Here is a 25,147-nt window from a genome sequence, read left to right as displayed (position 1 = left end):
TAACCCATCGTTCTAAAACCGGCCCTATAAAAAATGCCCGCCTGTTGCACATCACAATCAGGCGGGCGCGGGGTTGAAGGATCTGACCATGTTCTCCCGAATCACTTTGCTGGGTGTATGTCTTTTGCTGAGCCCGGCGATATTTGCGCAGCCCCGACACGCCCTCACGGTCTACGGCGAAGCCCCGAAATACGCCGCGGATTTCCAGCATCTGGCCTACGTCAATCCCGATGCGCCCAAAGGCGGCAGCCTGCGGCGTTCCTCGCTGGAAAGCGGTCCGTTCGATCACCTGATTCCCTACGTCGACAAAGGCACCGGTGTCGCCGAAGTCGATGGCTGGCTATACGCGCCGCTGGCTTATCGCAGCAAGGATGAACCCTACAGCGTCTATGGTCTGGTGGCGCAGCGAATGGAACTGGATGCGGATCGACGTTGGGTGCGTTTCTATCTCGACCCAAAGGCGCGCTTCGAAGACGGCGCGCCGATCACCGCCGAGGACGTGCGCTACACCTTTGAACTGTTCATCACCAAGGGCAGCCTGAAGTACCGACAGCAGTTCCGCGATGTCGCCGAAGTGCAGGTCGAGTCACCCACCCAGGTGCGCTTCGTGTTCAAGAACAACGACAGCCGCACCTTGCCGCTGGATCTGGCGGTGCTGCCCGTTTTGCCTGAACACTGGTGGCGCACGCGGGACTTTGCCGAAGGCGGCGGATTCGAGATTCCGCCGGGCAGCGGACCGTACAGGATCAGCGCGGTGGATGCCGGGCGCAGCGTGAAGTTCCAGCGGATCAAGAACTGGTGGGCCAGGGATTTGCCGATCACTCGCGGGCTCTACAACTTCGATCAGCTGAGCGTGGAGTTCTTTGCCGACACCGACGTGTCACGGCAAGTGCTCAAGGCCGGCGGGTTCGATTACAACCGCGAGTTTTCTGCCACCGGTTACACCATCGGCTATGCCGGTGCGCCGCTGGAGCAGGGCAAGCTGCTGCGCGAACACCTCGCACCGGGCGCTGCGCAAGGTGCCCAGGGGTTCGTGTTCAACCTGCAGAAGCCGATGTTTCAGGACCGCCGGGTGCGCCAGGCGATTGCCATGCTCTGGGACTTTGAATGGAGCAACCGGCAGATGATGCGCAGCATGTACTTGCGTCAGCGCAGTTTCTTTTCCCATAGCGCGCTGTCGGCCACTGAATTGCCGGACGTCGAGGAACTGAAAATCCTCGAACCCTGGCGCGGCAAGATCCCCGACGAAGTGTTCAGCCAGGTGTTCGAAGCGCCGCGCACCGACGGTAGCGGCAATATTCGCGCGCAGCAGTTGCAGGCGTTGAAACTGCTGGAGGCCGCCGGCTGGAAACCCCGCGGCGATCGACTGGTCAACGCTGCCGGCGAGCCGCTGCAATTCACCTTTCTCAATGGCCAGAAAGGTTTCGAGCGCTTGCTGTTGCCGTTCAAGCGCAACCTGGCACAGATCGGCATCGGTTTCGATATCCGTCAGGTCGATACCGCGCAATACACCAACCGCGTGCGCAACCGTGACTACGACATGATCGTCGTCGGTTATCCGGTGAGCCAGGCGCCGGGCCGTGAGATGTTCAATTACTTCGGTTCCGACGGCGCCGATGATCCGGGCTCCAACAACTACATGGTGCTGCGTGATCCGGCGGTGGATGCGTTGCTCGAAGGCGTGGTGCAGGCCGACAGTCGCGCAAGTCTTCTGCGTCATGCCCGGGCGCTGGATCGGGTACTGCAGTGGGGATACTACTGGATTCCCAACTATTACCCGCCCGGTATCTCCACGGTGTGGTGGAACCGTTTTGGTCGGCCGGCGATTGCGCCCCTGTACGACGCCGGTCTGGATACCTGGTGGGAAATCAGCCCGACGGCGTTGACCGCCACTCAGGCGCAAAAACAGCAAAAGGAGTTCGCCCATGTGGGGTTATAGCCTGCGGCGTCTGCTGCTGATCGTGCCGACTCTGCTGGCGATTCTGCTGCTCAATTTCGTGATCGTGCAGGCCGCACCCGGTGGCCCGGTGGAGCAGGCCATCGCCCGGTTACAGGGGATCGGCGCCGGTGGTGCCGTGGGAGCGAGCCATGTCGAAACCATTGGCGGCGAGTCCCGCGCCACTCGCGGTCTGGACCCGAAACTGGTGGCCGATATCGAGCGTCAGTACGGCTTCGACAAGCCCGCCACCGAGCGTTTGTGGCTGATGCTCAAAAGCTACGCGCAACTGGATTTCGGCAAGAGCTTCTTTCGCGGGGCCACGGTGACCGAACTGATCTGGCAGAAGCTGCCGGTGACCTTGTCGCTGGGGCTGTGGGCGACCTTGATCACTTATCTGGTGTCGATCCCGCTGGGCATTCGCAAGGCCGTGCACAACGGATCGGCGTTCGATGTCTGGAGCAGCGCAGCGATCATCGTCGGCTACGCGATGCCCGGATTTCTGTTCGCGCTGCTACTGATCGTGGTGTTCGCCGGCGGCACGGTGCTGGACTGGTTTCCGGTACGCGGGCTGGTCTCGGACAACTTCGCCGAGCTGACGCTCTGGGGCAAGGTAGCGGATTACTTCTGGCATCTGGTGCTACCGGTCAGCGCGCTGGTCATCGGCGGTTTCGCGACCCTGACGATCCTGACCAAGAACAGCTTCCTCAACGAGATTTCCCGGCTGTACGTGGTCACGGCCCGGGCCAAGGGCCTGAGTGAGCGGCAGGTGTTGTACGGACATGTGTTTCGCAATGCGATGCTGCTGGTGGTTGCCGGGTTGCCTCAGGCACTGGTGACGGTGTTCTTCGGCGGCTCATTGCTGATCGAAGTGATCTTCTCCCTCGACGGCCTCGGACGCCTGAGTTACGAGGCGGCAGTATCGAGAGATTACCCGGTGGTGTTCGGTTCGCTGTTCATCTTCACCCTGTTCGGGCTGCTGATAAAGCTGCTGGGCGACCTGTGCTACACGCTGGTTGACCCGCGTATCGACTTGACTGCGAGGGCTACGTGATGCTGACGCTTTCTCCCATCGGGCAGCGCCGCTGGGCGCGGTTCAAGGCTCATCGGCGCGGCTGGTGGTCGTTGTGGCTGTTTCTGGGATTGTTCGGGCTGAGTCTGGGCGGTGAACTGATTGCCAATGACAAACCGCTGTTGCTGACGTTTCAAGGGGAATGGTTTTTTCCGGCATTCAAGCGTTATACCGAACAGGACTTCGGTGGCGAGCTGCCATTTCAACCGGACTATCGCAGCGCCCAGGTGCGCCAGCTGATCGAAGGGCAGGGCGGGCGAACGTGGTTTGCGCCGATCCCGTTCGGTTTCGACACGGTCAATTACGATCTCACGGAACCGGCACCGAGCCCGCCCTCCGGCGACAACTGGCTGGGTACCGATGATCAGGCGCGCGATGTGCTGGCGCGGGTGATTTTCGGCACCCGGGTTTCGTTGCTGTTCGCGTTGGCGCTGACTGCCGCCAGTGCTTTGATCGGCATTGCCGCCGGCGCTCTGCAGGGTTATTACGGCGGTTGGGTCGACTTGATCGGGCAGCGTTTGCTGGAGGTCTGGTCGGGGCTGCCGGTGTTGTATCTGTTGATCATCCTGTCGGGATTCGTCGAGCCGAATTTCTGGTGGCTGCTGGGGATCATGGCACTGTTTTCCTGGCTCAGCCTGGTGGACGTTGTGCGTGCCGAATTCCTGCGCAGCCGGGGTCTGGAGTACGTAAAAGCGGCGCGTGCGCTGGGCGTCGGAAATACACAGGTGATCGTGCGGCACATCCTGCCCAACGCCATGAGCGCCACGCTGACGTACCTGCCGTTCATTCTCACCGGGGCTATCGCGACGTTGTCGGCGCTGGACTTTCTCGGCTTCGGCATGCCGGCGGGCAGCGCTTCGCTGGGTGAGTTGATCGGTCAGGGCAAAAGCAATCTCCAGGCGCCATGGCTGGGACTGACGGCGTTCTTTGCGCTCGCGTTGATTCTTTCATTGCTCGTCTTCATTGGCGAAGCCTGTCGTGATGCCTTCGACCCGAGGACTTGATATGTGTGAACACTTGATCGAAATACGCGACCTGCGCGTGGCTTTCAAAGGCCAGGCAGTGGTTCACGGTATTGATCTGGACATTCGTCCGGGGGAATGCCTGGCCCTGGTGGGGGAGTCGGGTTCCGGCAAATCGGTGACGGCCCACAGCATCCTGCAACTGCTCGACCCGGACATTACGCAGATCCATGGCAGCATTCGCTATGGTGGCGAAGAGTTGCTTGGCGTACATGAGCGTTACCTGCGGCAACTGCGGGGCAACCGGATCGCAATGATTTTTCAGGAGCCCATGAGTTCGCTGAACCCGTTGCACAGCATCGAACGACAACTGGGGGAAAGCCTGGCGCTGCACAAAGGTCTGGCGGGTGCGGCGGCGCGCAAACGGATTATCGAGCTGTTGGAACTGGTGGGTATTCAACGCCCGGACGAGCGTCTGAAGGCTTATCCGCATCAGCTCTCCGGCGGGCAACGGCAGCGAGTGATGATCGCCATGGCGCTGGCGTGTGAGCCTCGGTTATTGATCGCCGACGAGCCGACCACGGCCCTTGACGTCACCGTGCAACGCAAGATCCTGCTGCTGCTCAAGGACCTGCAACAACGACTGGGCATGGCGCTGCTGATCATCAGCCATGACTTGAATCTGGTGCGCACCATCGCCCAGCGGGTGGCGGTGATGCGTGCCGGCGAAATCGTCGAACAGGCGACTTGCGAGCAGTTATTCCGGGCGCCGCAGCATCCTTACAGTATCGAATTGCTCAATGCCGAACCCGGTGGCGCGGCGTTATGCCGGGACCGGGCGGAGGATCTGCTGCAGGTGCGCAATCTCAACGTGCGTTTTCGCCTCGGTGGCGGCTGGCTGCGGCGCAAGTCGTATCTGCACGCGGTCAACGGTATTGATTTGACTCTGCAGCGAGGCAAGACCCTTGGCATCGTCGGCGAATCCGGTTCGGGCAAGTCCACCCTCGGCCAGGCGATCCTGCGTCTGATCGACGCCGACGGCAGCATCCGCTTTGCAGGCGAAGCCTTGGAGGAACTGAGCGGCAAACAACTGCGGCCATTGCGCAAGCGCCTGCAAGTGGTGTTTCAGGACCCGTTCGGCAGCCTCAGTCCGCGCTTGTGTGTTGAGCAGATCATTGCCGAGGGGTTGCAGGTGCACAGTGACTTGAGCGCGAGGGAACGTGAACAGGCCGTGATCGATGTCTTGAGGGAAGTAGGCATCGACCCTGCCGCGCGCACCGCTACCCCCACGAGTTTTCCGGCGGGCAACGTCAACGCATCGCCATCGCCCGGGCGCTGGTGCTCAAACCGGATCTGATCCTGCTGGACGAACCCACCTCGGCGCTGGATCGCACGGTGCAGAAACAGATCGTCGCGCTGTTGCGCCGGTTGCAGGAGGAACATGGGCTGACGTATTTGTTCATCAGTCATGATCTGGCGGTGGTGCGAGCGCTGGCACACGATCTGATCGTGATGAAGGAGGGTGAGGTCGTGGAGCGTGGGGAAACGGAAGCGTTGTTCGCCTGTGCACAGCATCCTTACACCCGGGAATTGATGGCCGCGTCGCAACTGGCGGATGGCCGACTTTCAACTGGCGAGTGAATCCGGTAAATTTTCGACCTCTTTCACTTACAAGGACGTAGGCGATGGCGAAACCTGCCGCTCGACTTAGCGATCTCAATGCCTGCCCGGTGACCGGGCACGCAACCAATCCCAGCACCAGCGCCTCTTCGAACGTGTTTATCAACGGCATGCCGGTGTTACGTGTCGGTGATGCCACCGCATGCGGTGACTCGGTGACCGAAGGTATCAGCAATATCCTGATAAACGGCAAGCCCATAGCCTTTCTCGGTAGCGCCACTGCCCATGGCGGCATGATCATCACCGGCTCCGGCGATGTTTTTGTAGGTACTCAGGTTGGCGCGGCGCCCTTTACCCCGATTGTCACCGTGCCCAAACACAGCGAACGCTTTCAACTGGTGGATGAGTCCAGCGGAGAAGCCATTCCCGACATGCTCTATTGCATCGAAACCGGCGATGGACAGCGGCTGGTCGGACACACAGACAACCACGGTAATGCCGCTCGGGTGTTCACCGCCAATCCGACCTCCATTACCGTGCAATGGGGCAAGGAAGCGGCTGCCCATCTGGACGCACTGGGTATCGAATACTAAGGAGTATCAACCGTGGCAGCACCGCAAAAGAAACAGGTCCAAACCAGCGATCAGCATGGAACGACACAAGTCACGGGGACGCTGGCGCAGGATTATGTGACGGTGGTGGGGGCGTCCTATATCAGTTTTGTCGCCAATTTTCGCGGCCAACGCGGAAACATGATGAACTTCATCAATCAGGGAATCCGGCAGGTCCGGAACTACCCTGAGCCCAAACCGAACTATGCCGTACAACGGGTGTTTCTCATCTTCAAGGATGAATACGACCCGAAGCTGCTGGCGGAAGTCAAAAAGATCGTGACGGAGCGCTACAAGGCTGAGTACCGCGAATACGACAATATTTCGCAACTGGTTGATTTCGTGGTTTCGCGTAAGCGCAGAGGGCGTGAGATCAAGCAAATGGACTTCTTCTCCCACGGTATTGTCGGAGCCATCGAGTTTGGCTATGAACTCGACAAACGCTTGAGCTACCGTTTACGCGACGCTCAGGCACAAATGTTCACACCGGACGCATTTGCCTACGGTGCAAAGATTTATTCCTACGCCTGTCGTACCGGTTTGGGAATCGATGCCGATTTGAAGGTGGGGGAAAACGAGGATCCGCATTACGAACGAAGCCTGGCTCAAGTCATGGCGAACGCGACCGGCGCAGTGGTCTGGGCGTTTCCTCGACGAAGTCTGTACGACCAGACTTATGGCACCGATGAGGATCGTAAAGCTGTCGAGAAGGCACCCGCCCGACAGGAAGCCGACAAAGCGGCCAGTCGCGCTTATCGTAAACAGCTCAGTGACTACCAGCGACGTCTGGCAGCCCATCGCACGGCACAAAAAAATCCAGAGGCGCAGTTACCGAACGAGACGGCACCCGTTGCGCCACAAAAGACACTGACGGACAAAGATGCCGCTTTACTCAAGCAGGCTCAGGGAAGGGATCACTACAACAGTACCCTCGGGTATCCCCTGGATGCTGAAGGCGCCGTTCACCCGGTTCGCTCTGGCAACACGCCAGATGGCGTACCGAAAAAGTTGTGCGAGTACAGACCTGCCAAATGATGATCCCGACAAGAACGTTCAAAGGGTTCGTTGTCAGCGCTTTGTTCGTGACAGCGTTAGCCATTGGTCTTTTTTCTGTCGGCAAGGAAGATGAAATGCCTGCAAAAGTGATGATGAACTACGGCCTCTGGAGCCCTGAAGACAATCGTTTCGATGCATCTCGCTGGTTCGACAGCGGAATGTACCGCCGTCGTTCGATCGGGACACCGCCCGAAGTCAGTGCAGACACCATGCTTCGAAACAAGCCGCTGCCGATAACACGAGACATGAACGAGGATTTGGTTGCCACTGCAGGTGTTGCTCTGGAATATGACTTTCCGGGAGTCAATACGGATTCGCTGATAAGCCATCCTCCGCAACTGAATCAACGGGTCAGATATTGGCTTAGCAAGTTCGACAAGCCGGACAAGCCCGTTGATCTGTATAACCTGTTTCTTGAGCTGGAGGGGCAGCGCTTTGTGATCACGTTCAGCCGCGATGGGCAGACCGGGAACCTGATCGATAGCAACAGTGCACGATTGATTTCAGTGGATCAGCAGGCGGATGCCGAGTATGTCCAGATCTTCAACGAGCTGGATGAGGCCGAGCGGCGCAGGCGCTGAAGGATCGTCTCAAACACTCCATAAACAAGAATCCCGCCATCAAGGCGGGATTTTTTTTTTTTGGCTGGCCTGCGACTTACGCCGGGAACAGCTCGGACAGTTTCATCGACAGCATCATGTCGCCTTCGACGCGCAGCTTGCCGCCCATGAAGGCCTGCATGCCGTCGGTTTCGCCGCTGACGATGCCTTTCAGGGTTTCGCTGTCCAGCACCAGCGTGCAGTTGGCGTCGGCATTTTCGCCTTCCTGGATGTCGCAAGTGCCGTCTTTGACGATCAGGGCGTAGTGCTTGTCTTCGTCAGTGATGTTGAAACCGAAAACCAGGTCCAGGCCGGCAGCGGCAGCTGGGTTGAACTTGGCTTGCATTGCTTTTACGGCATCGGCTACGGAGGTCATTGTTCGATCCTTTTTGGTTGATTGCAGCAGGGTCACAGTAATCCGGACTCAGCGGAAAGTGATGAGTTCCGGGGCCTTCAGCAGTTGCAGGTGCACGTGACTGTTGAAGGAAGCCAGAGCCACCTCGCGACCACGAAACTTAAGATGGTTGAGCGAGGTGTTGACGATTTGCCAGTTCAGTTCAAAGGCCTGCCGGGCAGGCATCTGCGTAATCAGGTGGAGCAGGGCGGTGATGGTGCCGCCCGAGGTAAAGACTGCGATTTTCCGGGTGTTGTCGGCCTGATCGAGGATGCGGTTCAGCCCCGCCTGGACTCGCTCGACGAATCCCAGCCAGCTTTCCAGACCGGGCGTGTCGTAGGTACCGGCCAGCCAGCGCTCGATGATCAGGGCGAAGATGCGCTGGAACTCGCCACGGTTCTGTGCAGCGTTGCGCAGTATGTCCAGTGCTTCGGGCTCTTCGGGCAGCATGGCCGGCAGCAGGGCGCGGATAACGGCGTCGGCGTCGAATTCGTTGAAGGCCGGATCGATCTCCAGCGCAGGAACCGGCAGGCCGGCTGCGGCGAACTGTTCCAGCGTGCTGTTCGCCGTGTGCTGCTGACGACGCAGGTCGCCCGACAGGCAGCGGTCGAAGCTGATTCCGAGGTCGGCGAGATGGCGCCCGAGGATCTCTGCCTGGCGTACACCGGTCGGCGACAGGACGTCATAGTCGTCTGCACCGAAGGAGGCCTGGCCATGTCGAATCAAGTAGATGCTGCCCACGTCCGCGTCATCCCGGTACGTTGAAGGTTGTGGCGAGGTTATGGGGATGACGGTGAGCTGTCAATGAAAAAACATACGCTTGTTTGAAATGCCCGTTACAGGGCTGTTTCCAGAGGTTTCACGGCTGGCCGACGACGCACGGCATGGGTATGCTGGAAGCATTCCGCGCCTGGCAAGCAACGGCGCATCGTTTGAAGGAGTCACTGTGGAGCTTTTGACTGAATACGCCAGTTTCCTGGCCAAGACCGTGACACTGGTCATCGCCATTCTGGTGGTGCTGGCCAGTTTCGCTGCATTGCGCAGCAAAGGCCGGCGCAAAGCCGCGGGCCAGTTACAGGTCAGCAAGCTCAACGATTTCTATAAAGGCCTGCGTGAACGCCTGGAGCAAAGCCTGTTCGACAAGGATCAGATCAAGGCGTTGCGCAAGGGCGAGGCCAAATCCGAGAAGAAACAGAAGAAAAAAACCGAAAGCAAACCCCGGGTGTTCGTGCTGGATTTCGATGGTGACATCAAGGCGTCCGCTACCGAAAGCCTGCGCCATGAAATCACCGCACTGCTGACCCTGGCCACGCCGAAGGACGAGGTGGTCCTGCGTCTGGAAAGCGGCGGCGGCATGGTTCACAGCTATGGTCTGGCCTCTTCGCAACTGGCGCGTATCCGTGAGGCCGGCGTGCCGTTGACGGTGTGCATCGACAAGGTAGCGGCCAGCGGCGGCTACATGATGGCGTGCATCGGCGAGAAGGTCATCAGCGCGCCGTTCGCCATTCTCGGCTCCATCGGGGTGGTTGCGCAGTTGCCGAACGTCAATCGCCTGCTGAAAAAGCATGACATCGATTTCGAAGTGCTGACCGCCGGCGAATACAAACGCACCCTGACCGTGTTTGGCGAAAACACCGAGAAGGGCCGGGAGAAGTTCCAGGAAGACCTGGATATCACCCACAGGCTGTTCAAGAACTTCGTCGCCCGTTATCGCCCTCAGCTGGCCATCGACGAAGTGGCCACCGGCGAGGTCTGGCTCGGCCTCGCGGCGCTGGAAAAACGACTGGTGGACGAACTCAAGACCAGTGACGAGTATCTGGCGGAGCGGGCGAAAAAAGCCGAGGTCTATCATCTTCATTACGCCGAACGCAAAAGCCTTCAGGAACGTATCGGCATGGCGGCCAGCGGTTCGGTGGATCGCGTGTTGCTGAACTGGTGGAGCCGGTTGACCCAGCAGCGTTTCTGGTAGAGCGGACAATAAAAAACGCCGGTCGAATGACCGGCGTTTTTTTTGAGTACGCCCCGTGGATTTACCGGCGACGGAACAGCGGCAGAGGTTCGTCAGTGGCGGCCTGATAGGTCACCGAGAAGTCTTTCAAGCTTTCAAGGGCATCGTACGGATCCTTGTCCGCGCGCAGGGCGAAGGCGTCGAAACCGCAGCGGCGCATGTAGAACAACTGGTCACGCAGCACGTCGCCAATCGCCCGCAACTCACCCTTGAAGCCGTAACGGTCACGCAGCAGGCGGGCGTTGGAATAGTTGCGGCCGTCGGTGAAGGCCGGGAAGTTCAGCGCAATGACCTGGAACTGATCCACGTCGGCAGCGATTTCCTCGGCTTCTTCATCGGCATCCAGCCATACGCCCAGACCGCCATCGCGGGCCTTGAGCATGCGGCTGTGATCGCGCCACAGTTGCAGCGGGACGATCAGATCGTCGCAGTTGCTGATCTCGTCGATGTTGAAATCCTTGGGCAGCAGGTGCCAGGTTTCGTCGACGACCTCGTTGTTCTTAATGATTCGCTGCATAGACGCGTTCCTTGAAGAGGTCGATGCCAATACGCTGGTAGGTGTCGATGAAGCGCTCGTCTTCGGTACGCTGTTCCACGTACACGTCGATCAGTTTCGAAATCACGTCCGGCATGTCTTCCTGGGCGAAGGACGGGCCGAGGATCTTGCCCAGGCTCGCATCGCGGCTGGCGCTGCCGCCAAGGGAGACCTGGTAGAACTCTTCACCTTTCTTGTCCACACCTAGAATGCCGATATGGCCGACGTGGTGGTGACCGCAGGCATTCATGCAACCGGAAATGTTCAGGTCCAGTTCGCCGATGTCGAACAGGTAATCCAGATCGTCGAAACGGCGCTGGATCGATTCGGCGATCGGGATCGATTTGGCGTTGGCCAGGGAGCAGAAATCGCCGCCCGGGCAGCAGATGATGTCGGTCAGCAGGCCGATGTTCGGGGTAGCGAAACCGCTTTCACGCAACTCGCCCCACAGGGTGAACAGCCGGCTCTGCTCGACGTCGGCCAGAATGATGTTCTGCTCGTGGGAAGTGCGCAGTTGACCGAAGCTGTAACGGTCGGCCAGGTCGGCGACGGCGTCGAGCTGCTTGTCGGTGATGTCGCCCGGTGCAACACCGGTCGGTTTCAGGGACAGGGTCACGGCCACATAGCCTGGCTTCTTGTGGGCCAGGGTGTTACGGGCGCGCCAGCGGGCGAAGCCCGGGTGTTCCTTGTCGAGGGCGGCCAGTTCGGCGTCCTGATTGCTCAGTGCCTTGTAGTCCGGATCGACGAAGTGTTTGGCCACGCGATGCACTTCGGCTTCGGTCAGGGTGGTCTGGCCGCCGCGCAGGTGTTCCATCTCGGCATCGACTTTCTGGGCGAAGACTTCCGGAGTCAGCGCCTTGACGAGGATCTTGATCCGCGCCTTGTATTTGTTGTCACGACGGCCATAGCGGTTGTAGACCCGCAGAATGGCGTCGAGGTAGCTCAACAGGTCCTGCCACGGCAGGAACTCATTGATGAACGCGCCGACTACCGGGGTACGGCCCAGACCACCACCGACCAGCACGCGGAAGCCGAGTTCGCCGGCGGCGTTGTGTACCGGCTCAAGGCCGATGTCGTGGACTTCGATGGCTGCGCGGTCAGAGGTCGAGCCGTTGACGGCGATTTTGAACTTGCGCGGCAGGTAGGCGAATTCCGGGTGGAACGTGGTCCACTGACGAACGATTTCACACCATGGACGCGGGTCGATCAGCTCGTCCGCCGCGACGCCGGCGAACTGGTCGGTGGTGACGTTGCGCAGGCAGTTGCCGCTGGTCTGGATCGCGTGCATCTGCACGGTGGCCAGTTCCGCGAGAATGTCCGGGATGTCTTCCACCGCCGGCCAGTTGAATTGCACGTTTTGGCGAGTACTGATGTGGGCATAGCCCTTGTCGTAGTCGCGGGCAATTTTGGCCATCATGCGCACCTGACGCGAGGTCAGTTGGCCGTAGGGCACCGCCACCCGCAACATCGGCGCGAAACGCTGGATGTACAGGCCATTTTGCAGGCGCAGGGGGCGGAATTCTTCTTCGCTCAGCTCACCTGCCAGATAGCGTCGGGTCTGATCACGGAACTGCTTGACGCGGTCCTCGATGATCCGCTGATCGTACTCGTCGTATACGTACATATAAGTCCTGTTCTCAGGCTTTGGGCTACTCGGAAAACGCTGCGTTTTCGCTTGCTGGAGTCCGATGGTGCCTCGGCAATTACGCGCGCACGGCCGCGCACTCCCTGATGGAGCCGGGGCAATATACCCGTTTGCAGTTATGCGCAAAAGTGATGTTTGAGTATATGTAAAGAACCAAATCGCCTAACAGGAATGAGTGTCAACTAACCCGCATTTGTCGTGCGGACAATCATCGTCTTAACTGTGGTCGAGTCTTTCTGCAATCACCGATAAAACCGACAAGAGGCGATGCAATGAGCAATCCAACCAAGGCAAGGAAAAGCGATAGCAGTGTCGATGCGTGGGCCATTCTGTTCCTGATCATTCTGGTCGTTGGAACGGCGGTGTTCTGGGTCAGTCATCAGTAAAACGACCTCTCCGGGCCCGCTTCCGACGATTGTCGGACAAAAAGCGGGATCAGGCGCTAATGGCCGGCGATTGAATGGCTATAATGCGTGGCCATTTTTCCCCGGGCCCGGATGCTTCATGTTCAAGTTTCTTCACATCAGCCTGCTGTTGCTGGGTCTGGCCTTTGGTGCCGGTGCGCGGGCCGAGTCCGTGCTGTTTCTGAACCCCGGTTCGACCAACGAAGCATTCTGGGTCAGCTATTCACAGTTCATGCAGGCGGCCGCCCGGGACCTGGGCGTCGATCTGCGGATCCTCTATTCCCAGCGCCAGCCCGAAATGACACTGGCCCAGGCGCGGTTGGCCCTGCAGGGGCCTGATCGTCCCGACTATCTGATGTTCGCCAACGAGCAATACATCGCGCCGCAGATCTTGCGAATGGCCGACAAGAGCGGCGTGAAACTGTTCATCGTCAATGCTGCACTGACCCCTAACCAGCAGGCGCTGGTCGGAGATCGGGCCGACCGGATCGGCAGCCTTGTTCCCAATGACGAGGAGGGCGGTTACCTGTTGATGAAGGAGTTGATCCGTCTGCACCCACCCGTGGCGCCCGGCGAGAGCATCGAATTGCTGGCGTTCTCCGGCCTGAAGATCACCCCATCGTCGCAGTTGCGCGAGAAGGGCATGCAACGGGCGCTGGCGGAGCATCCTGAAGTGCGTTTGCGGCAACTGGTCTACGGCGGCTGGACACAGCAGCGCGCCTATGAACAAGCCAGGCAGTTGCTGGTTCGTTATCCGAAAGTGTCATTGGTGTGGGCTGCCAACGACGAAATGGCCTTCGGTGCAATGCGGGCGGTTTCGGAAACCGGAAAGGTGCCCGGCAAAGACGTGCTGTTCAGCGCGGTCAACACATCACCTGCGGCGTTGCAGGCGCTGGTCGACGGTCGCCTGAGCGCCTTGCTCGGCGGTCATTTCACGCTCGGCGGCTGGGCGCTGGTCGAAGTGCACGATCATGCTCAGGGCGTCGACCTGAATCAGTACGGTGGCCGCGACCGACAGATCCCGTTGTTGCAATTGATCGACAAGGAGCAGGCACGTCGAATGCTGGCCATGGGCACGGCGCCGGATTACGGCGTGCGCTTCAGCAAGATGTCGGCGAAGGGCCGTCCGGTTTCGTATCGCTACCCGTTCAACTTGCAGACCCTCATGCACTGACGCCGCTCAGGCGCCTGCCAGATGCACCACCAGTTGCACAATGCCGAACAGCGTCAGGGCGAACACTGCCGTGAATGCGATGCCCAGGAAGATGAAGTGGCTGGGCTTTCCATGGGTGAAGTCCCTTGCCCGGTTCTTGCCACTCTGCACGCCGAACGCTGCCGCCATGACGCTGTGCAGCATCTGCCAGAAGGTTGGTGGCTTGTTGTCGACTGGATCGTCCATAAATCCCTCGTCTGCCGTGTGTGTCAGACAAGCATAGTCAACCCTTTTCAGACCGCAGAAATAACTGTGGGAGCCAACAGGCTCCCACAGGGTGTCGCGTGACGCCGGATCAGTTGTCGTAACCCAGGTTCGGCGCCAGCCAGCGTTCGGTCAGGCTCAGCTCCTGGCCCTTGCGCGAGGTGTAGCTCTGCACCTGATCCTTGTCGATCTTGCCCACGGCGAAGTATTGCGCCTGCGGATGGGCGAAGTACCAACCGCTGACCGCCGCTGCCGGGAACATCGCATAGTGCTCGGTGAGGAACACGCCGCTGCGGCCGGCGCGCATTTCCTGAGCCTCGGGGTCGAGCAGGGCGAACAGGGTGGCCTTCTCGGTGTGATCCGGGCACGCCGGGTAGCCCGGGGCAGGGCGGATGCCGGAATACTGCTCCTTGATCAGCGCCTCGTTGTCGAGGTCTTCATCCCTGGCGTAACCCCAGTGCTCTTTACGCACTTGCTCATGCAGCCACTCGGCGCAGGCCTCGGCCAGGCGGTCGGCCAGGGCCTTGACCATGATCGAGTTGTAGTCGTCGCCTGCATCCTGATAGGCCTTGGCCACTTCTTCGGCGCCGATGCCGGCGGTGGTGATGAAACCGCCGACATAGTCGGTCACTTCGCTGTCCTTCGGCGCGACGAAGTCGGCCAGGGAGAAGTTCGGTTTGCCATCGGTCTTGATGGTCTGCTGACGCAGGTGATGCAGGCGGGCCATCGGCTTGCCGTCATCGCCGTACAGTTCGATGTCGTCGTCATGCACCTGATTCGCCGGCCAGAAGCCGAACACCGCGCGGGCGCTGATCAGCTTTTCGTCGATCAGCTTGGTCAGCATTTCGCGGGCGTCTCTGTACAGCGCGGTGGCAGCTTCACCGACCACTTCGTCTTCGAGGATGCGCGGGAATTTGCCGGCCAGATCCCAGGAGATGAAAAACGGCGTCCAGTCGATGTATTCGGCCAGGACGTTGAGGTCAATGTTGTCCAGCACGCGGGTGCCGGTGAACGTCGGTTTGACCGGTGTGTAGGACGCCCAGTCGAACTGCGGTTTTTTCGCGATCGATGCGGCGTAGCTCAGGCGTTCGGTACGGGCGCTGCGATTGGACGTGCGCTCACGCACGTCGACGTACTCTTCGCGGGTCTTCTCGACGAAACCGGCCTTGAGTTCCTTGGACAGCAATTGCGTCGCCACGCCCACGGCACGGGAGGCGTCGGTCACGTAGACCACCGCGTCGTTGCTGTACTTCGGTTCGATCTTCACCGCCGTGTGCGCCTTGGAGGTGGTCGCACCACCGATCATCAGCGGCAGGTGGAAGTCCTGGCGCTGCATCTCGCGGGCCACGTGGACCATCTCATCCAGCGACGGAGTGATCAGGCCGGACAGTCCGATGATGTCGCATTTCTCTTCGCGGGCCACCTGCAGGATCTTTTCTGCCGGCACCATTACGCCGAGGTCGACGATGTCATAGCCGTTGCAGCCCAGCACCACACCCACGATGTTCTTGCCGATGTCGTGCACGTCGCCTTTCACAGTGGCCATGAGGATCTTGCCCTTGGCTTCCGGCTTGTCGCCTTTTTCCTGTTCGATGAACGGAATCAGGTGGGCCACGGCCTGTTTCATCACGCGGGCGGACTTGACCACCTGCGGCAGGAACATTTTGCCGGCGCCGAACAGGTCGCCGACGATGTTCATGCCCGCCATCAACGGGCCCTCGATCACTTCGATCGGACGGGCGAAGGACTGCCGGGACTCTTCCGTGTCTTCGACGATGTGGGTGGTAATGCCTTTGACCAGCGCATGCTCCAGACGCTTGTTGACGTCCCAGCTGCGCCACTCTTCGGTCTCGGCTTCCTTGACGCTGCCGTCGCCCTTGAACTTGTCGGCGATGGCGAGGAGGGCGTCGGTGCCTTCCGGGGTGCGGTTGAGGATCACATCCTCAACAGCGTCGCGCAGTTCCTGCGGGATCTGGTCGTAGATCTCCAGCTGACCGGCATTGACGATGCCCATGGTCAGGCCGGCGCGGATCGCGTACAGCAGGAACACCGAGTGGATCGCCTCGCGCACCGGGTTGTTGCCGCGGAACGAGAACGACACGTTGGACACACCGCCGGAGCTCAGGGCATACGGCAGCTCGTCACGGATGTAGGCGCAAGCGTTGATGAAGTCCACAGCGTAATTGTTGTGTTCTTCGATGCCGGTGGCCACCGCGAAGATGTTCGGGTCGAAGATGATGTCTTCCGGCGGGAAGCCGACTTCGTTGACCAGAATGTCGTAGGAGCGTTTGCAGATTTCTTTCTTGCGCGCTTCGGTGTCGGCCTGGCCGATTTCGTCGAACGCCATAACCACCACTGCCGCGCCGTAGCGTTTGCACAGCCTGGCGTGGTGGATGAACTGCTCGACGCCTTCTTTCATGCTGATCGAGTTGACGATGCCTTTGCCCTGAATGCACTTGAGGCCGGCTTCGATCACGTCCCATTTCGAGGAGTCGATCATGATCGGTACGCGAGAGATGTCCGGCTCACCGGCAATCAGATTGAGGAAGGTCACCATGGCCTTCTTCGAATCGAGCATCCCTTCGTCCATGTTGATGTCGATCACCTGGGCGCCGGCTTCGACCTGTTGCAGGGCGACTTCCAGGGCTTCGGTGTAGTTGTCTTCACGGATCAGACGGGCGAATTTGGCGGAACCGGTGATGTTGGTCCGCTCGCCGACGTTGACGAACAGCGAGTTGCGATCGATGGTGAACGGCTCCAGACCCGAGAGGCGGCAGGCCTTCGGAATGTCCGGAATCTGCCGTGGCGCATAACCGGCCACAGCCTTGGCGATGGCTTCGATGTGGCCCGGGGTGGTGCCGCAGCAACCGCCGACGATGTTGAGGAAACCGCTCTGGGCGAACTCTTCGATGACTTTGGCGGTGTCCACCGGCAGCTCGTCGTACTCGCCGAATTCGTTCGGCAGGCCGGCGTTCGGGTGTGCCGAGACGTGGGTGCTGGCCTTGTCCGACAGCTCCTCCAGGTATGGACGCAGTTCACGGGCGCCGAGGGCGCAGTTCAGGCCGATGGAAATCGCTTTGGCGTGGGCCACGGAGTTCCAGAACGCCTCGGTGGTCTGGCCTGACAGGGTGCGGCCGGAGGCGTCGGTGATGGTGCCGGAAATCATGATCGGCAGTTCGATGTGCAGCTCTTCGAACACGCCTTGCACGGCGAAGATCGCAGCCTTGGCGTTGAGGGTGTCGAAGATGGTTTCGATCAGGATCAGATCGGCGCCACCCTCGATCAGGCCTTTGGTGGCTTCGGTGTAGTTCTCTACCAGTTCATCGAAGGTAACGTTGCGATAGCCGGGGTTGTTGACGTCCGGCGACAGCGAACAGGTGCGACTGGTAGGGCCGAGCACGCCGGCGACGAAACGTGGCTTGTCCGGCGTTTCAAGGGTTTTCGCATCGGCCACCTTGCGCGCCAGACGGGCGCCTTCTACGTTGAGTTCGTAGACCAGTTCTTCCATGCCGTAGTCGGCCATGGAAATCCGGGTGGCGTTGAACGTGTTGGTTTCCAGAATGTCGGCGCCGGCATCCAGGTAGGCCTTTTCGATGCCACCGATGACGTCGGGACGGGTCAGCACCAGCAGGTCGTTGTTGCCCTTGACGTCGCTTGGCCAGTCGGCGAAACGCTTGCCGCGATAATCCTGCTCTTCGAGCTTGTAGCTCTGGATCATCGTGCCCATACCGCCATCGAGTATCAGGATGCGCTCTTTGAGAGCTTGCTTGAGAGCTTGAAGGCGGACGCTGCGATCGGACATTGGGGCTACTCGAAAAAAGACCATGACTAAGGGCCCGGATCATAACAAACCTGCGCGGATTTAGAGCATGTGCGGCTTTTGCATGAATATCGCTCATGTTGGCACGGGCGTCATAACGGTAGAATCGCGGCGATTTTCTTCAGGATCAGGATCAGGGACATGTCGTATCGCGTCGTCAGCATTTTCTTGCTGTTCTTAAGCTGGGGCGCCGCTGCGCAGCAACCCTCGATTTCCTACACCCGTGATATTCAACCGATCTTCACCGAGAAGTGTGTGGCCTGCCATGCGTGCTACGACTCGGCCTGCCAGTTGAACCTGGGCAGTGGCGAGGGCGCGGCCCGGGGCGCGAGCAAAATGCCCGTCTACGACGGTGAGCGCACTCAGGCGGCGCCGACCACGCGCCTGTTCTACGACGCTTCCGGCAAGCGGGCGTGGCAGCAGAAAGGGTTCTATTCGGTGCTCGATGCCCAGGGCAGCCAGGCTGCGCTGATGGCGCGCATGCTGGAGCTGGGTCACAGGACCCCGCTGACCCCCAACGCGAGATTGCCGGAGGAGATCGTTCTCGGTCTGCAACGGGAAAACATGTGCGCGATGCCTGCCGAGTTCGACGGTTATGCCGGTGCCCATCCGAAAGAGGGCATGCCGCTGGCGGTCACCGGGCTGACCGATCAGCAATACCAGACCCTGCAACGCTGGCTGGCTTCCGGCGCGCCCATTGATGAACAGGGGCTGGCGCCGAGCGCCAGAGAAGCGCTGCAGATCGTGCAGTGGGAGAACCTGCTCAATCAGCCGGGGGCCCGGGAGAGTCTGGTCGGGCGCTGGCTCTTTGAGCACTGGTTCCTGGCGCATGTCTATTTCAAGGACGGCGAACCGGGACATTTCTTCCAGTGGGTGCGTTCGCGCACGCCGACCGGCCAGCCGATCGACCTGATCGCCACCCGCCGCCCCAACGACGACCCGGGCACCCAGGTGTATTACCGCTTGTGGCCGGTGCAGGGCGTGATCGTGCACAAGACTCACATCACCTACCCGCTGAGTGCGGCGAAGATGGCGCGGGTCAAGAGCCTGTTCTACAACGGCAACTGGCAAGTGCATGCGTTGCCGGGTTACGGGCCGCAGAGCCGGGCCAATCCGTTCGCGACCTTCGAGGCGATTCCGGCGCAGGCGCGTTATCAGTTCATGCTCGATAACGCCGAGTATTTTGTGCGCACTTTCATTCGTGGCCCGGTGTGCCGCGGGCAGATTGCGACCGACGTGATCCGCGACAACTTCTGGGCCTTGTTTCAGGCGCCGGAACACGACCTGTACATCACCGATCCGAACTATCGCGGCCAGGCCACGCCGTTGCTGGCCATGCCGGGGCAGAACGACGACGTCGGAAGCGTTCTGAGCCTGTGGCACGACTATCGCAACAAGCGCAACAAATACGAGGCCCTGCGCCGCGACAGCTACGCCGAACTGCCGCCGCCGAGCTGGTCGACCCTGTGGGCCGGCAATGACAATGCGCTGTTGAGCATTTTCCGCCATTTCGACAGCGCCTCGGTGACCAAAGGCCTGATCGGCGAGGTGCCGCAGACGATGTGGCTGTTCGACTATCCGCTGCTGGAACGCACCTATTACCAGTTGGCGGTGAATTTCGATGTGTTCGGCAACGTCTCCCATCAGGCGCAGACACGCTTGTATTTCGACCTGATCCGTAATGGTGCCGAGCAGAACTTTCTGCGCCTGATGCCCGCCGATTCCCGTGAGGCTTATCTCGACGATTGGTATCAGAGCAGTGGCCAGTTCAAGATGTGGCTGGACTATGAGTCCATCGACGATGACAAGCCGACGGCGCTGAAACTGGACGCAAAAGACCCGAAACACGATTTCGCCATGCAGTTGCTTGCCCGTTACGGCGACCTCAATGCGCGGCCCGATCCGATCAACCGCTGCAAGGATGCTTACTGTTCACGGCCGAATATCGACCCGGCGCTGCAAAACGCCGAGCAGGCCCTGAGCCGCCTGACGGCGCGTCCCGCGGCCGGTCTGAAAGTGATCGATCAATTGCCGGAAGCCACCATGCTGCGCATCGAGACCCGCAGCGGCAAGCGCGAGGTCTACAGCCTGCTGCGCAACCGCGCCCACAGCAATGTGGCGTTTCTGTTGGGCGAGTCGCTGCGCTATCAGCCGGGGCTCGACAGCGTGACCATTTATCCGGGCGTGCTCAGCAGCTACCCGAATTTCATGTTCAACATCCCGGCGGATCAGGTGCCGGCGTTTGTCGATGCCATGGAAAACGCGAAGGATGCGTCACAGTTCGAGAAAATCATCGAGCGCTGGGGCATACGCCGCAGCCATCCGCAGTTCTGGTTCTACTTTCATGACCTGAGCCAGTACATCCACGAAACCGACCCGGTGGAAGAGGGCGTGCTGGACATGAACCGGTACGAGAATCTTTGATCGTTTGAGGCAGGCCTGCTGTCCCAACCCCAGGTAAAACAAAATCTCCTGTGGGGGCGAGCCTGCTCGCGAAGGCAGAGTGTCAGGCACTGATACATTGAATGTGCCATCGCTTTCGCGAGCAGGCTCGCTCCCACAGGGTGAAGTGGCATTTTGGGAATGAGGTCAGAGCGGGCAATGTTGATTTCAGTGCAGGCCCTGCGAGCGCTCGCCGCGTGGGCGGTGGTCTGCCATCACTTCATGCAGATTTTCTTCGGCTTCGAGGCGAGCGGGCCCCTGGGCCAACTGTTCATCGACAAGGGGGCCGTAGGCGTCGACATCTTTTTCGTGATCAGCGGGCTGGTGATTTTTCTGTCCACCGAGGGCAAGGCGCTGCCGCCTGCGCGGTTTCTGCTGCATCGACTGTTTCGTATTGTTCCGGCGTATTGGCTCTACACAGTGCTGATGGCGTTGCTGGTGGTGTTCGCCCGACCGCTGTTGCCGGACCAGAAACTGGACTGGGGGCATTTGCTGCTGTCGTTGCTGTTTGTTCCGACCGAAAACCCCGGCGGTTACGGGATCTATCCGACCTTGAATGTCGGCTGGACGTTGAATTACGAAATGCTGTTCTACGTGTTGTTCGCCTGGGCCCTGTTGTTTCGGTTGCAAGTCCGGTTGTGGGTGGTCGCGGCGCTGCTGTTCGCGGTGTGCCAGGCCTGGACCGGGTTCGGCTGGATCAGCGAGTTCTATCGCTCGGACATCGTTTACGAGTTCCTGCTGGGGATCGGCATCGGCATGCTCTATCGTCGTGGCTGGATCGGGCCGGCGCTCTGGCTGCCGCTGTTCGGGATCACTGCGGCATTGCTGACGATCTACCAACTGCCGCCGCAACCCCGATTGCTGAGTTGGGGCGTGCCCAGTGCGGTGCTGGTGATGGCAAGCATGGCTTTGGAACGTCATGTGCAACGTTACAGGCTGCTCAAACTTTTGGGCGACTGTTCGTACTCGGTGTATCTGATGCACGTGCTGATACTTTCGACCGGCGGTTATCTGGCCCGACGCTATGGGATCAACCCGTATCTGATGTTTTTTGTCTGTGCGCTGACCATCCTCTTCGGTTCCTGGTTGAGTTACGAATGGGTAGAAAAGCGCAGTTATCAGTGGCTTAAGGCGCGAATCGACGGCAAACCTGCGGATTAGCCGATTGCGAACTATTCCTACGTAAATACTGGGACTTTGTGTCGCACGCCGATTGGCGTAAACTCCGCCCAAGCCTGCGAGGAGTTTCCATGACCGCTATTACCATCACCGACGCCGCCCATGACTACCTGGCCGATCTGCTTTCCAAGCAGAACACCCCGGGCATCGGCATTCGTATTTTCATCACCCAGCCTGGCACCCAATACGCCGAAACCTGCATTGCCTACTGCAAGCCGGGCGAAGAGAAACCTGAAGACACCGCGCTGGGGCTGAAAAGCTTCACCGCTTGGATCGACTCGTTCAGCGAAGCGTTCCTGGACGACGCCGTCGTCGATTACGCCACCGACCGCATGGGCGGCCAGCTGACCATCAAGGCGCCGAACGCCAAGGTGCCGATGGTCAATGCCGACAGCCCGATCAACGAGCGCATCAACTACTACCTGCAAACCGAAATCAACCCGGGGCTGGCGAGCCACGGCGGTCAGGTCAGTCTGATCGATGTGGTTGACGACGGCATTGCCGTGCTGCAGTTCGGCGGCGGTTGCCAAGGCTGTGGCCAGGCGGACGTGACCCTGAAGGAAGGTATCGAGCGCACCTTGCTCGAGCGCATTCCGGAGCTCAAGGGCGTTCGCGACGTGACCGACCACACGCAGAAAGAAAACGCCTACTACTAAGGCGTTCGCTGCACAGTCGAACGGCATGTGGCGAGGGAGCTTGCTCCCGCTTGACTGCTTGGCAGTCACAAACCAGGCAACGCATTGACCCGTGATGAGTGGGTTGTCTGGTTTCGGGATCGTGATGCGATCCAGCGGGAGCAAGCTCCCTCGCCACAATTGCTTTCAGGGCCTGTAAAGATGCGCGTGCCCCGCGCGATACAGCGACGACTCACTGAAATGATCGCTGGCCAACACCCGCCCGACCAGAATCAGCGCCGTACGCCGAAAGCCCTTGGCGGCTACCTTCGCGGCAATATCCTCCAGCGTCCCCACCACCCAGTCCTGATCCGGCCACGTCGCCCGGTGGATCACTGCAATCGGGCAGTCCGCGCCATAGTGCGGCAGCAGCTCGGCGAGGATCTTCTCCAGATGATTGACCCCCAGATGAATCGCCATCGTCGCCCCGTGCTGCGCCAGGTTGCCCAGTTCTTCTCCTGCAGGCATCGCAGTCTTGTCTGCGTAACGGGTCAGGATCACGCTTTGCGAGATGTCCGGCAGCGTGAGTTCGGCGCCCAATAGCGCAGCGCATGCGGCGGTGGCTGTCACTCCGGGGACGATTTCAAACGGGATTTCCAGCTCTCGCAAACAGCGGATCTGCTCGCCGATGGCGCCATACAGGCTCGGATCGCCCGAATGCACACGCGCCACATCATGGCCACTGGCATGGGCTGTCTTGATCAGGTCGATGATCTGTTCCAGATGGAGTTCGGCGCTGTTGACCACGGTTTCAGCCGAATGACCTTCGAGTACCGCCGCTGGCACCAGCGATCCTGCGTAGATGATCACCGGGCAACTGCGGATCAGTCGCTGGCCTTTGACAGTGATCAATTCCGGGTCGCCGGGGCCGGCGCCGATGAAGTAGACGGTCATCGCTCAATCCTGTGAAAGTAGGGCGGGTCGAGGCTTCATAAGCACTTCAGATGAAGAATGCTCATGATCGAAAGCGGGGATTATCGGGAATTCAAGCCGCGCCGGCCAATGCCAGGGTTGCCTGAGCGTACTTTTGCCGGGAAATCAGCAGTTTTGCCGGGGCTTGAATCAACTGTTCTGCGAGCGCCAGTGCAGCGCTTTCCGCCACGCCGTAACAACCGGTGCGTTCGAAGGCAATCTGTGAATGGTGACTCAGTCGCTGCTGATAGCCGGCCAGTTCTTCGCTGCTGAAATACAGCAACGGCAGCGCCAGTTGCGCCGCCAGTTCCTGCAGGCCGGGTTCGTCGCGTTTCAGGTCGATGCTCGCCAAAGCATTGACCGCCTCGATTTCGATGTGATGGGCCTGCAAGGCCTGGTCGAGCAAGGCGCGCAGCGTACTCGCCGGGCAACCGCGCTGGCAGCCCAGGCCGACCACCAGGGTCGGCGCTGCGCTGTCATCGGTCATGCGTGGTACTGACCATCGCTTTTACGGCGGAACAACCAGGCGCTGATCAGGCCCAGAGCCAGCCAGAACGCCACGTTGGTCAGCTGCGAAGCGATTTTGAAGCGGGCTTCCAGTGCTTCCGGAGCGAGCATCGAATGCACTTCCGGTTGCGGCGCACCGATCACATGCGGCACGGCGAGGATCGCCACGCCGAGGATCTTCATCAGCCAGTGGCGGCTGAACACGATCAGCGCGAGGCCCACAGCGGTCGAAGCGGCAGTGCCAATCCACCACATCTGGCGCGAGGCCAGATCTGCGGCAGCCGTTCCCGGCAGCTCGGGTGGCAGTCCCATGGTCGGTGCGAGCACGAAAGTCGCGTAACCCGCCAGACCCCAGAGCAGGCCTTGCGAGGTCTTGGTCGGCGCACGCAGGGTGTACAGACCGGCCAGCATCAGGGCGAAGCCTACGGCGACGACCAGATTGCCGCCGGTGGTGGAGACCACGCGCTGCCAGCCGTTTTCCGGCTCCCAGGCTTCGGCATCGTGGGTGTGTGCGGCGGTGCCGGCGGCGTGTTCATGGACCTCGGCCACCGGTTCGGCTTTCTCGAAGGTTTCCGCCTGCAGAATCAGCGGCGAAACCCAGAGGCTTTGCAGCAGGGTCAGCAGCAAGGCGGCCAGGAGACCGCTGAAACCTGCGGTCTGCGCAATACGCTTGATCATGTCGTCAGGCCTCAGTGGCACGGGAACGCGGCGCTATGGCGGGTATCGTGCGCGGCGTTGTGCACTGCTTCGATGTGCGAGAAACCGGCGAAGTAGACCAGGCTGGCACCCAGGATCGACGCGAAGATCGCAGCGGTCAGGCGTTGGCTCAGGGTGGTGGTGCTGGCGATTTTGTCCGTGTTGCCGGCGGTGCTGCTGATGATCGACATGGCGCTTCCCTCTGGAGTGTCAGCGGGTGAATGGAGCGCATGAAGACCCCTGCGAGCGGGCACGCAGCGGTTCGAACAGCGCCCGCCCACCGCGGGTTGTTATGTTCAGCGACGCAGGATGCGCACTGTGCGTTGCGGGCCGGTCTCCGGGCTCGCGAGGGGTGGCTGTCTGCCGACCTGCAAGCGTCACCTTCCCATGCCCGTGGGCACAGTGGATCTGACACTTCACTCGCTTACCGTTGCGGGGGCAGCACCGGACTGACATGGCTTTTGAGTAAAGCACATGATTCACCGGTTTCCCGTTTCACCCTTTGCAGGGCACCCGTAACAAGTTGTGTAGGAGACCATGCGGGGGGGATTTCAGTCAATCTGGATTGGGGGCATATCCGTTGCTGCGGTTATGGCTGCTTAGGGTTCCGCCCTTACGGCGGGTCACTTTTTCCAAACGCCGAAAAAGTAACCAAAAA

General features: G+C 60.1%; 21 protein-coding genes, 1 pseudogene and 1 riboswitch. Of the genes and pseudogenes, 12 read left to right on the top strand and 10 right to left on the bottom strand.

Annotated elements, in window-relative coordinates; genetic code table 11:
- Nucleotides 1-88 precede the first annotated feature (88 nt).
- The 7 genes and pseudogenes from BBF94_RS04360 (at nt 89) to BBF94_RS04330 (ending at nt 7,838) form a co-directional block, all read left to right on the top strand.
- Nucleotides 89-1,939, top strand: a complete 1,851-nt coding sequence (locus BBF94_RS04360) for an extracellular solute-binding protein (RefSeq protein WP_065257821.1) — start codon at nt 89-91, stop codon at nt 1,937-1,939.
- Nucleotides 1,926-2,990: a microcin C ABC transporter permease YejB gene (locus tag BBF94_RS04355; RefSeq protein ID WP_065257820.1), complete on the top strand. Its 1,065-nt coding sequence runs from the start codon at nt 1,926-1,928 to the stop codon at nt 2,988-2,990. The genes BBF94_RS04360 and BBF94_RS04355 overlap by 14 nt, the downstream gene beginning before the upstream one ends.
- Complete coding sequence (locus BBF94_RS04350; RefSeq protein WP_065257819.1) at nt 2,990-4,012, top strand: ABC transporter permease; 1,023 nt, start codon at nt 2,990-2,992, stop codon at nt 4,010-4,012. The genes BBF94_RS04355 and BBF94_RS04350 overlap by 1 nt, the downstream gene beginning before the upstream one ends.
- A 1-nt stretch (nt 4,013) precedes the next feature.
- Nucleotides 4,014-5,611: pseudogene (locus BBF94_RS04345) on the top strand (ABC transporter ATP-binding protein).
- A 44-nt stretch (nt 5,612-5,655) separates the two neighbouring features.
- Nucleotides 5,656-6,183, top strand: a complete 528-nt coding sequence (locus BBF94_RS04340) for a PAAR domain-containing protein (RefSeq protein ID WP_065257818.1) — start codon at nt 5,656-5,658, stop codon at nt 6,181-6,183.
- Between the two features lie 12 nt (nt 6,184-6,195).
- A complete protein-coding gene (locus tag BBF94_RS04335) occupies nt 6,196-7,236 on the top strand; it encodes a hypothetical protein (protein ID WP_065257817.1) in 1,041 nt (346 codons plus the stop codon).
- Nucleotides 7,233-7,838, top strand: coding sequence for a hypothetical protein (locus BBF94_RS04330; RefSeq protein ID WP_065257816.1), 606 nt, complete (start codon nt 7,233-7,235; stop codon nt 7,836-7,838). The genes BBF94_RS04335 and BBF94_RS04330 overlap by 4 nt, the downstream gene beginning before the upstream one ends.
- 76 nt (nt 7,839-7,914) lie before the next feature.
- On the opposite strand, the gene BBF94_RS04325 is transcribed toward BBF94_RS04330, so the two are convergent.
- The gene (locus BBF94_RS04325) at nt 7,915-8,232 is read right to left on the bottom strand and encodes an SCP2 sterol-binding domain-containing protein (RefSeq protein WP_010223709.1); all 318 of its coding nucleotides are present in this window, start codon (nt 8,230-8,232) and stop codon (nt 7,915-7,917) included.
- Nucleotides 8,233-8,280: 48 nt separating this feature from the next.
- Nucleotides 8,281-8,991, bottom strand: a complete 711-nt coding sequence (locus BBF94_RS04320) for a histidine phosphatase family protein (protein WP_065257815.1) — start codon at nt 8,989-8,991, stop codon at nt 8,281-8,283.
- A gap of 205 nt (nt 8,992-9,196) precedes the next feature.
- Here BBF94_RS04320 and sohB point away from each other — a divergent pair, with 205 nt between their 5' ends.
- Nucleotides 9,197-10,219 carry a protease SohB gene (gene sohB, locus BBF94_RS04315; protein ID WP_065257814.1) on the top strand — a complete coding sequence of 341 codons (1,023 nt, stop codon included), beginning with the start codon at nt 9,197-9,199 and terminating at the stop codon, nt 10,217-10,219.
- Nucleotides 10,220-10,280: 61 nt separating this feature from the next.
- On the opposite strand, the gene BBF94_RS04310 is transcribed toward sohB, so the two are convergent.
- Nucleotides 10,281-10,775, bottom strand: a complete 495-nt coding sequence (locus BBF94_RS04310; protein WP_065257813.1) for a DUF934 domain-containing protein — start codon at nt 10,773-10,775, stop codon at nt 10,281-10,283.
- On the bottom strand, nt 10,759-12,417 hold the full coding sequence (locus tag BBF94_RS04305; protein WP_065257812.1) for a nitrite/sulfite reductase: 1,659 nt from the start codon (nt 12,415-12,417) through the stop codon (nt 10,759-10,761). Before BBF94_RS04305 ends, BBF94_RS04310 begins: the two co-directional genes overlap by 17 nt.
- A gap of 525 nt (nt 12,418-12,942) precedes the next feature.
- Between BBF94_RS04305 and BBF94_RS04300 the strand changes: the two genes are divergently transcribed.
- Nucleotides 12,943-14,016, top strand: a complete 1,074-nt coding sequence (locus tag BBF94_RS04300; RefSeq protein ID WP_065257811.1) for an ABC transporter substrate-binding protein — start codon at nt 12,943-12,945, stop codon at nt 14,014-14,016.
- A gap of 6 nt (nt 14,017-14,022) precedes the next feature.
- Here BBF94_RS04300 and BBF94_RS04295 read toward each other — a convergent pair whose 3' ends face one another.
- The gene (locus BBF94_RS04295; RefSeq protein ID WP_065257810.1) at nt 14,023-14,241 is read right to left on the bottom strand and encodes a DUF2970 domain-containing protein; all 219 of its coding nucleotides are present in this window, start codon (nt 14,239-14,241) and stop codon (nt 14,023-14,025) included.
- Between the two features lie 109 nt (nt 14,242-14,350).
- Entirely contained in the window at nt 14,351-18,061 is a 3,711-nt protein-coding gene (gene metH / locus BBF94_RS04290; RefSeq protein WP_065257809.1) for a methionine synthase, read from the bottom strand.
- 159 nt (nt 18,062-18,220) lie between these two features.
- Between metH and BBF94_RS04285 the strand changes: the two genes are divergently transcribed.
- The 3 genes from BBF94_RS04285 to nfuA all read left to right on the top strand — a co-directional run bounded on the left by BBF94_RS04285 (nt 18,221) and on the right by nfuA (nt 22,356).
- Nucleotides 18,221-20,503: a fatty acid cis/trans isomerase gene (locus tag BBF94_RS04285; protein WP_065257808.1), complete on the top strand. Its 2,283-nt coding sequence runs from the start codon at nt 18,221-18,223 to the stop codon at nt 20,501-20,503.
- A gap of 177 nt (nt 20,504-20,680) precedes the next feature.
- Complete coding sequence (locus BBF94_RS04280) at nt 20,681-21,682, top strand: acyltransferase family protein (RefSeq protein ID WP_065257807.1); 1,002 nt, start codon at nt 20,681-20,683, stop codon at nt 21,680-21,682.
- Between the two features lie 89 nt (nt 21,683-21,771).
- Complete coding sequence (nfuA, locus tag BBF94_RS04275) at nt 21,772-22,356, top strand: Fe-S biogenesis protein NfuA (RefSeq protein WP_065257806.1); 585 nt, start codon at nt 21,772-21,774, stop codon at nt 22,354-22,356.
- A 165-nt stretch (nt 22,357-22,521) separates the two neighbouring features.
- Here the strand turns inward: nfuA and cobM are convergent, their stop codons facing one another.
- The 4 genes from cobM to BBF94_RS04255 all read right to left on the bottom strand — a co-directional run bounded on the left by cobM (nt 22,522) and on the right by BBF94_RS04255 (nt 24,680).
- Nucleotides 22,522-23,268, bottom strand: a complete 747-nt coding sequence (gene cobM / locus BBF94_RS04270; protein WP_065257805.1) for a precorrin-4 C(11)-methyltransferase — start codon at nt 23,266-23,268, stop codon at nt 22,522-22,524.
- Nucleotides 23,269-23,359: 91 nt separating this feature from the next.
- Complete coding sequence (locus BBF94_RS04265) at nt 23,360-23,773, bottom strand: cobalamin biosynthesis protein (RefSeq protein WP_065257804.1); 414 nt, start codon at nt 23,771-23,773, stop codon at nt 23,360-23,362.
- Nucleotides 23,770-24,471, bottom strand: coding sequence for a CbtA family protein (locus BBF94_RS04260; RefSeq protein ID WP_065257803.1), 702 nt, complete (start codon nt 24,469-24,471; stop codon nt 23,770-23,772). Before BBF94_RS04260 ends, BBF94_RS04265 begins: the two co-directional genes overlap by 4 nt.
- An 11-nt stretch (nt 24,472-24,482) precedes the next feature.
- Nucleotides 24,483-24,680: a CbtB domain-containing protein gene (locus BBF94_RS04255; protein ID WP_065257802.1), complete on the bottom strand. Its 198-nt coding sequence runs from the start codon at nt 24,678-24,680 to the stop codon at nt 24,483-24,485.
- A gap of 120 nt (nt 24,681-24,800) precedes the next feature.
- Nucleotides 24,801-25,021, bottom strand: a riboswitch (cobalamin riboswitch).
- Nucleotides 25,022-25,147: the final 126 nt, after the last annotated feature.

The organism is Pseudomonas bananamidigenes (assembly GCF_001679645.1).
Lineage (GTDB): Bacteria > Pseudomonadota > Gammaproteobacteria > Pseudomonadales > Pseudomonadaceae > Aquipseudomonas > Aquipseudomonas bananamidigenes.
The sequence above is the reverse complement of the archived record's forward strand: the minus strand, read 5'-3'. Positions and strand labels throughout refer to the sequence as shown.

Coding starts and splice junctions, on each gene's coding strand:
- BBF94_RS04260 (WP_065257803.1), bottom strand. CDS start 24,471: ATGATCAAGCGTATTGCGCAGACCGCAGGTTTCAGCGGTCTCCTGGCC.
- BBF94_RS04285 (WP_065257808.1), top strand. CDS start 18,221: ATGTCGTATCGCGTCGTCAGCATTTTCTTGCTGTTCTTAAGCTGGGGC.
- BBF94_RS04280 (WP_065257807.1), top strand. CDS start 20,681: ATGTTGATTTCAGTGCAGGCCCTGCGAGCGCTCGCCGCGTGGGCGGTG.
- BBF94_RS04300 (WP_065257811.1), top strand. CDS start 12,943: ATGTTCAAGTTTCTTCACATCAGCCTGCTGTTGCTGGGTCTGGCCTTT.
- BBF94_RS04355 (WP_065257820.1), top strand. CDS start 1,926: ATGTGGGGTTATAGCCTGCGGCGTCTGCTGCTGATCGTGCCGACTCTG.
- nfuA (WP_065257806.1), top strand. CDS start 21,772: ATGACCGCTATTACCATCACCGACGCCGCCCATGACTACCTGGCCGAT.
- BBF94_RS04350 (WP_065257819.1), top strand. CDS start 2,990: ATGCTGACGCTTTCTCCCATCGGGCAGCGCCGCTGGGCGCGGTTCAAG.
- BBF94_RS04305 (WP_065257812.1), bottom strand. CDS start 12,417: ATGTACGTATACGACGAGTACGATCAGCGGATCATCGAGGACCGCGTC.
- BBF94_RS04325 (WP_010223709.1), bottom strand. CDS start 8,232: ATGACCTCCGTAGCCGATGCCGTAAAAGCAATGCAAGCCAAGTTCAAC.
- BBF94_RS04265 (WP_065257804.1), bottom strand. CDS start 23,773: ATGACCGATGACAGCGCAGCGCCGACCCTGGTGGTCGGCCTGGGCTGC.
- cobM (WP_065257805.1), bottom strand. CDS start 23,268: ATGACCGTCTACTTCATCGGCGCCGGCCCCGGCGACCCGGAATTGATC.
- BBF94_RS04255 (WP_065257802.1), bottom strand. CDS start 24,680: ATGTCGATCATCAGCAGCACCGCCGGCAACACGGACAAAATCGCCAGC.
- metH (WP_065257809.1), bottom strand. CDS start 18,061: ATGTCCGATCGCAGCGTCCGCCTTCAAGCTCTCAAGCAAGCTCTCAAA.
- BBF94_RS04360 (WP_065257821.1), top strand. CDS start 89: ATGTTCTCCCGAATCACTTTGCTGGGTGTATGTCTTTTGCTGAGCCCG.
- BBF94_RS04295 (WP_065257810.1), bottom strand. CDS start 14,241: ATGGACGATCCAGTCGACAACAAGCCACCAACCTTCTGGCAGATGCTG.
- BBF94_RS04340 (WP_065257818.1), top strand. CDS start 5,656: ATGGCGAAACCTGCCGCTCGACTTAGCGATCTCAATGCCTGCCCGGTG.
- BBF94_RS04310 (WP_065257813.1), bottom strand. CDS start 10,775: ATGCAGCGAATCATTAAGAACAACGAGGTCGTCGACGAAACCTGGCAC.
- BBF94_RS04330 (WP_065257816.1), top strand. CDS start 7,233: ATGATGATCCCGACAAGAACGTTCAAAGGGTTCGTTGTCAGCGCTTTG.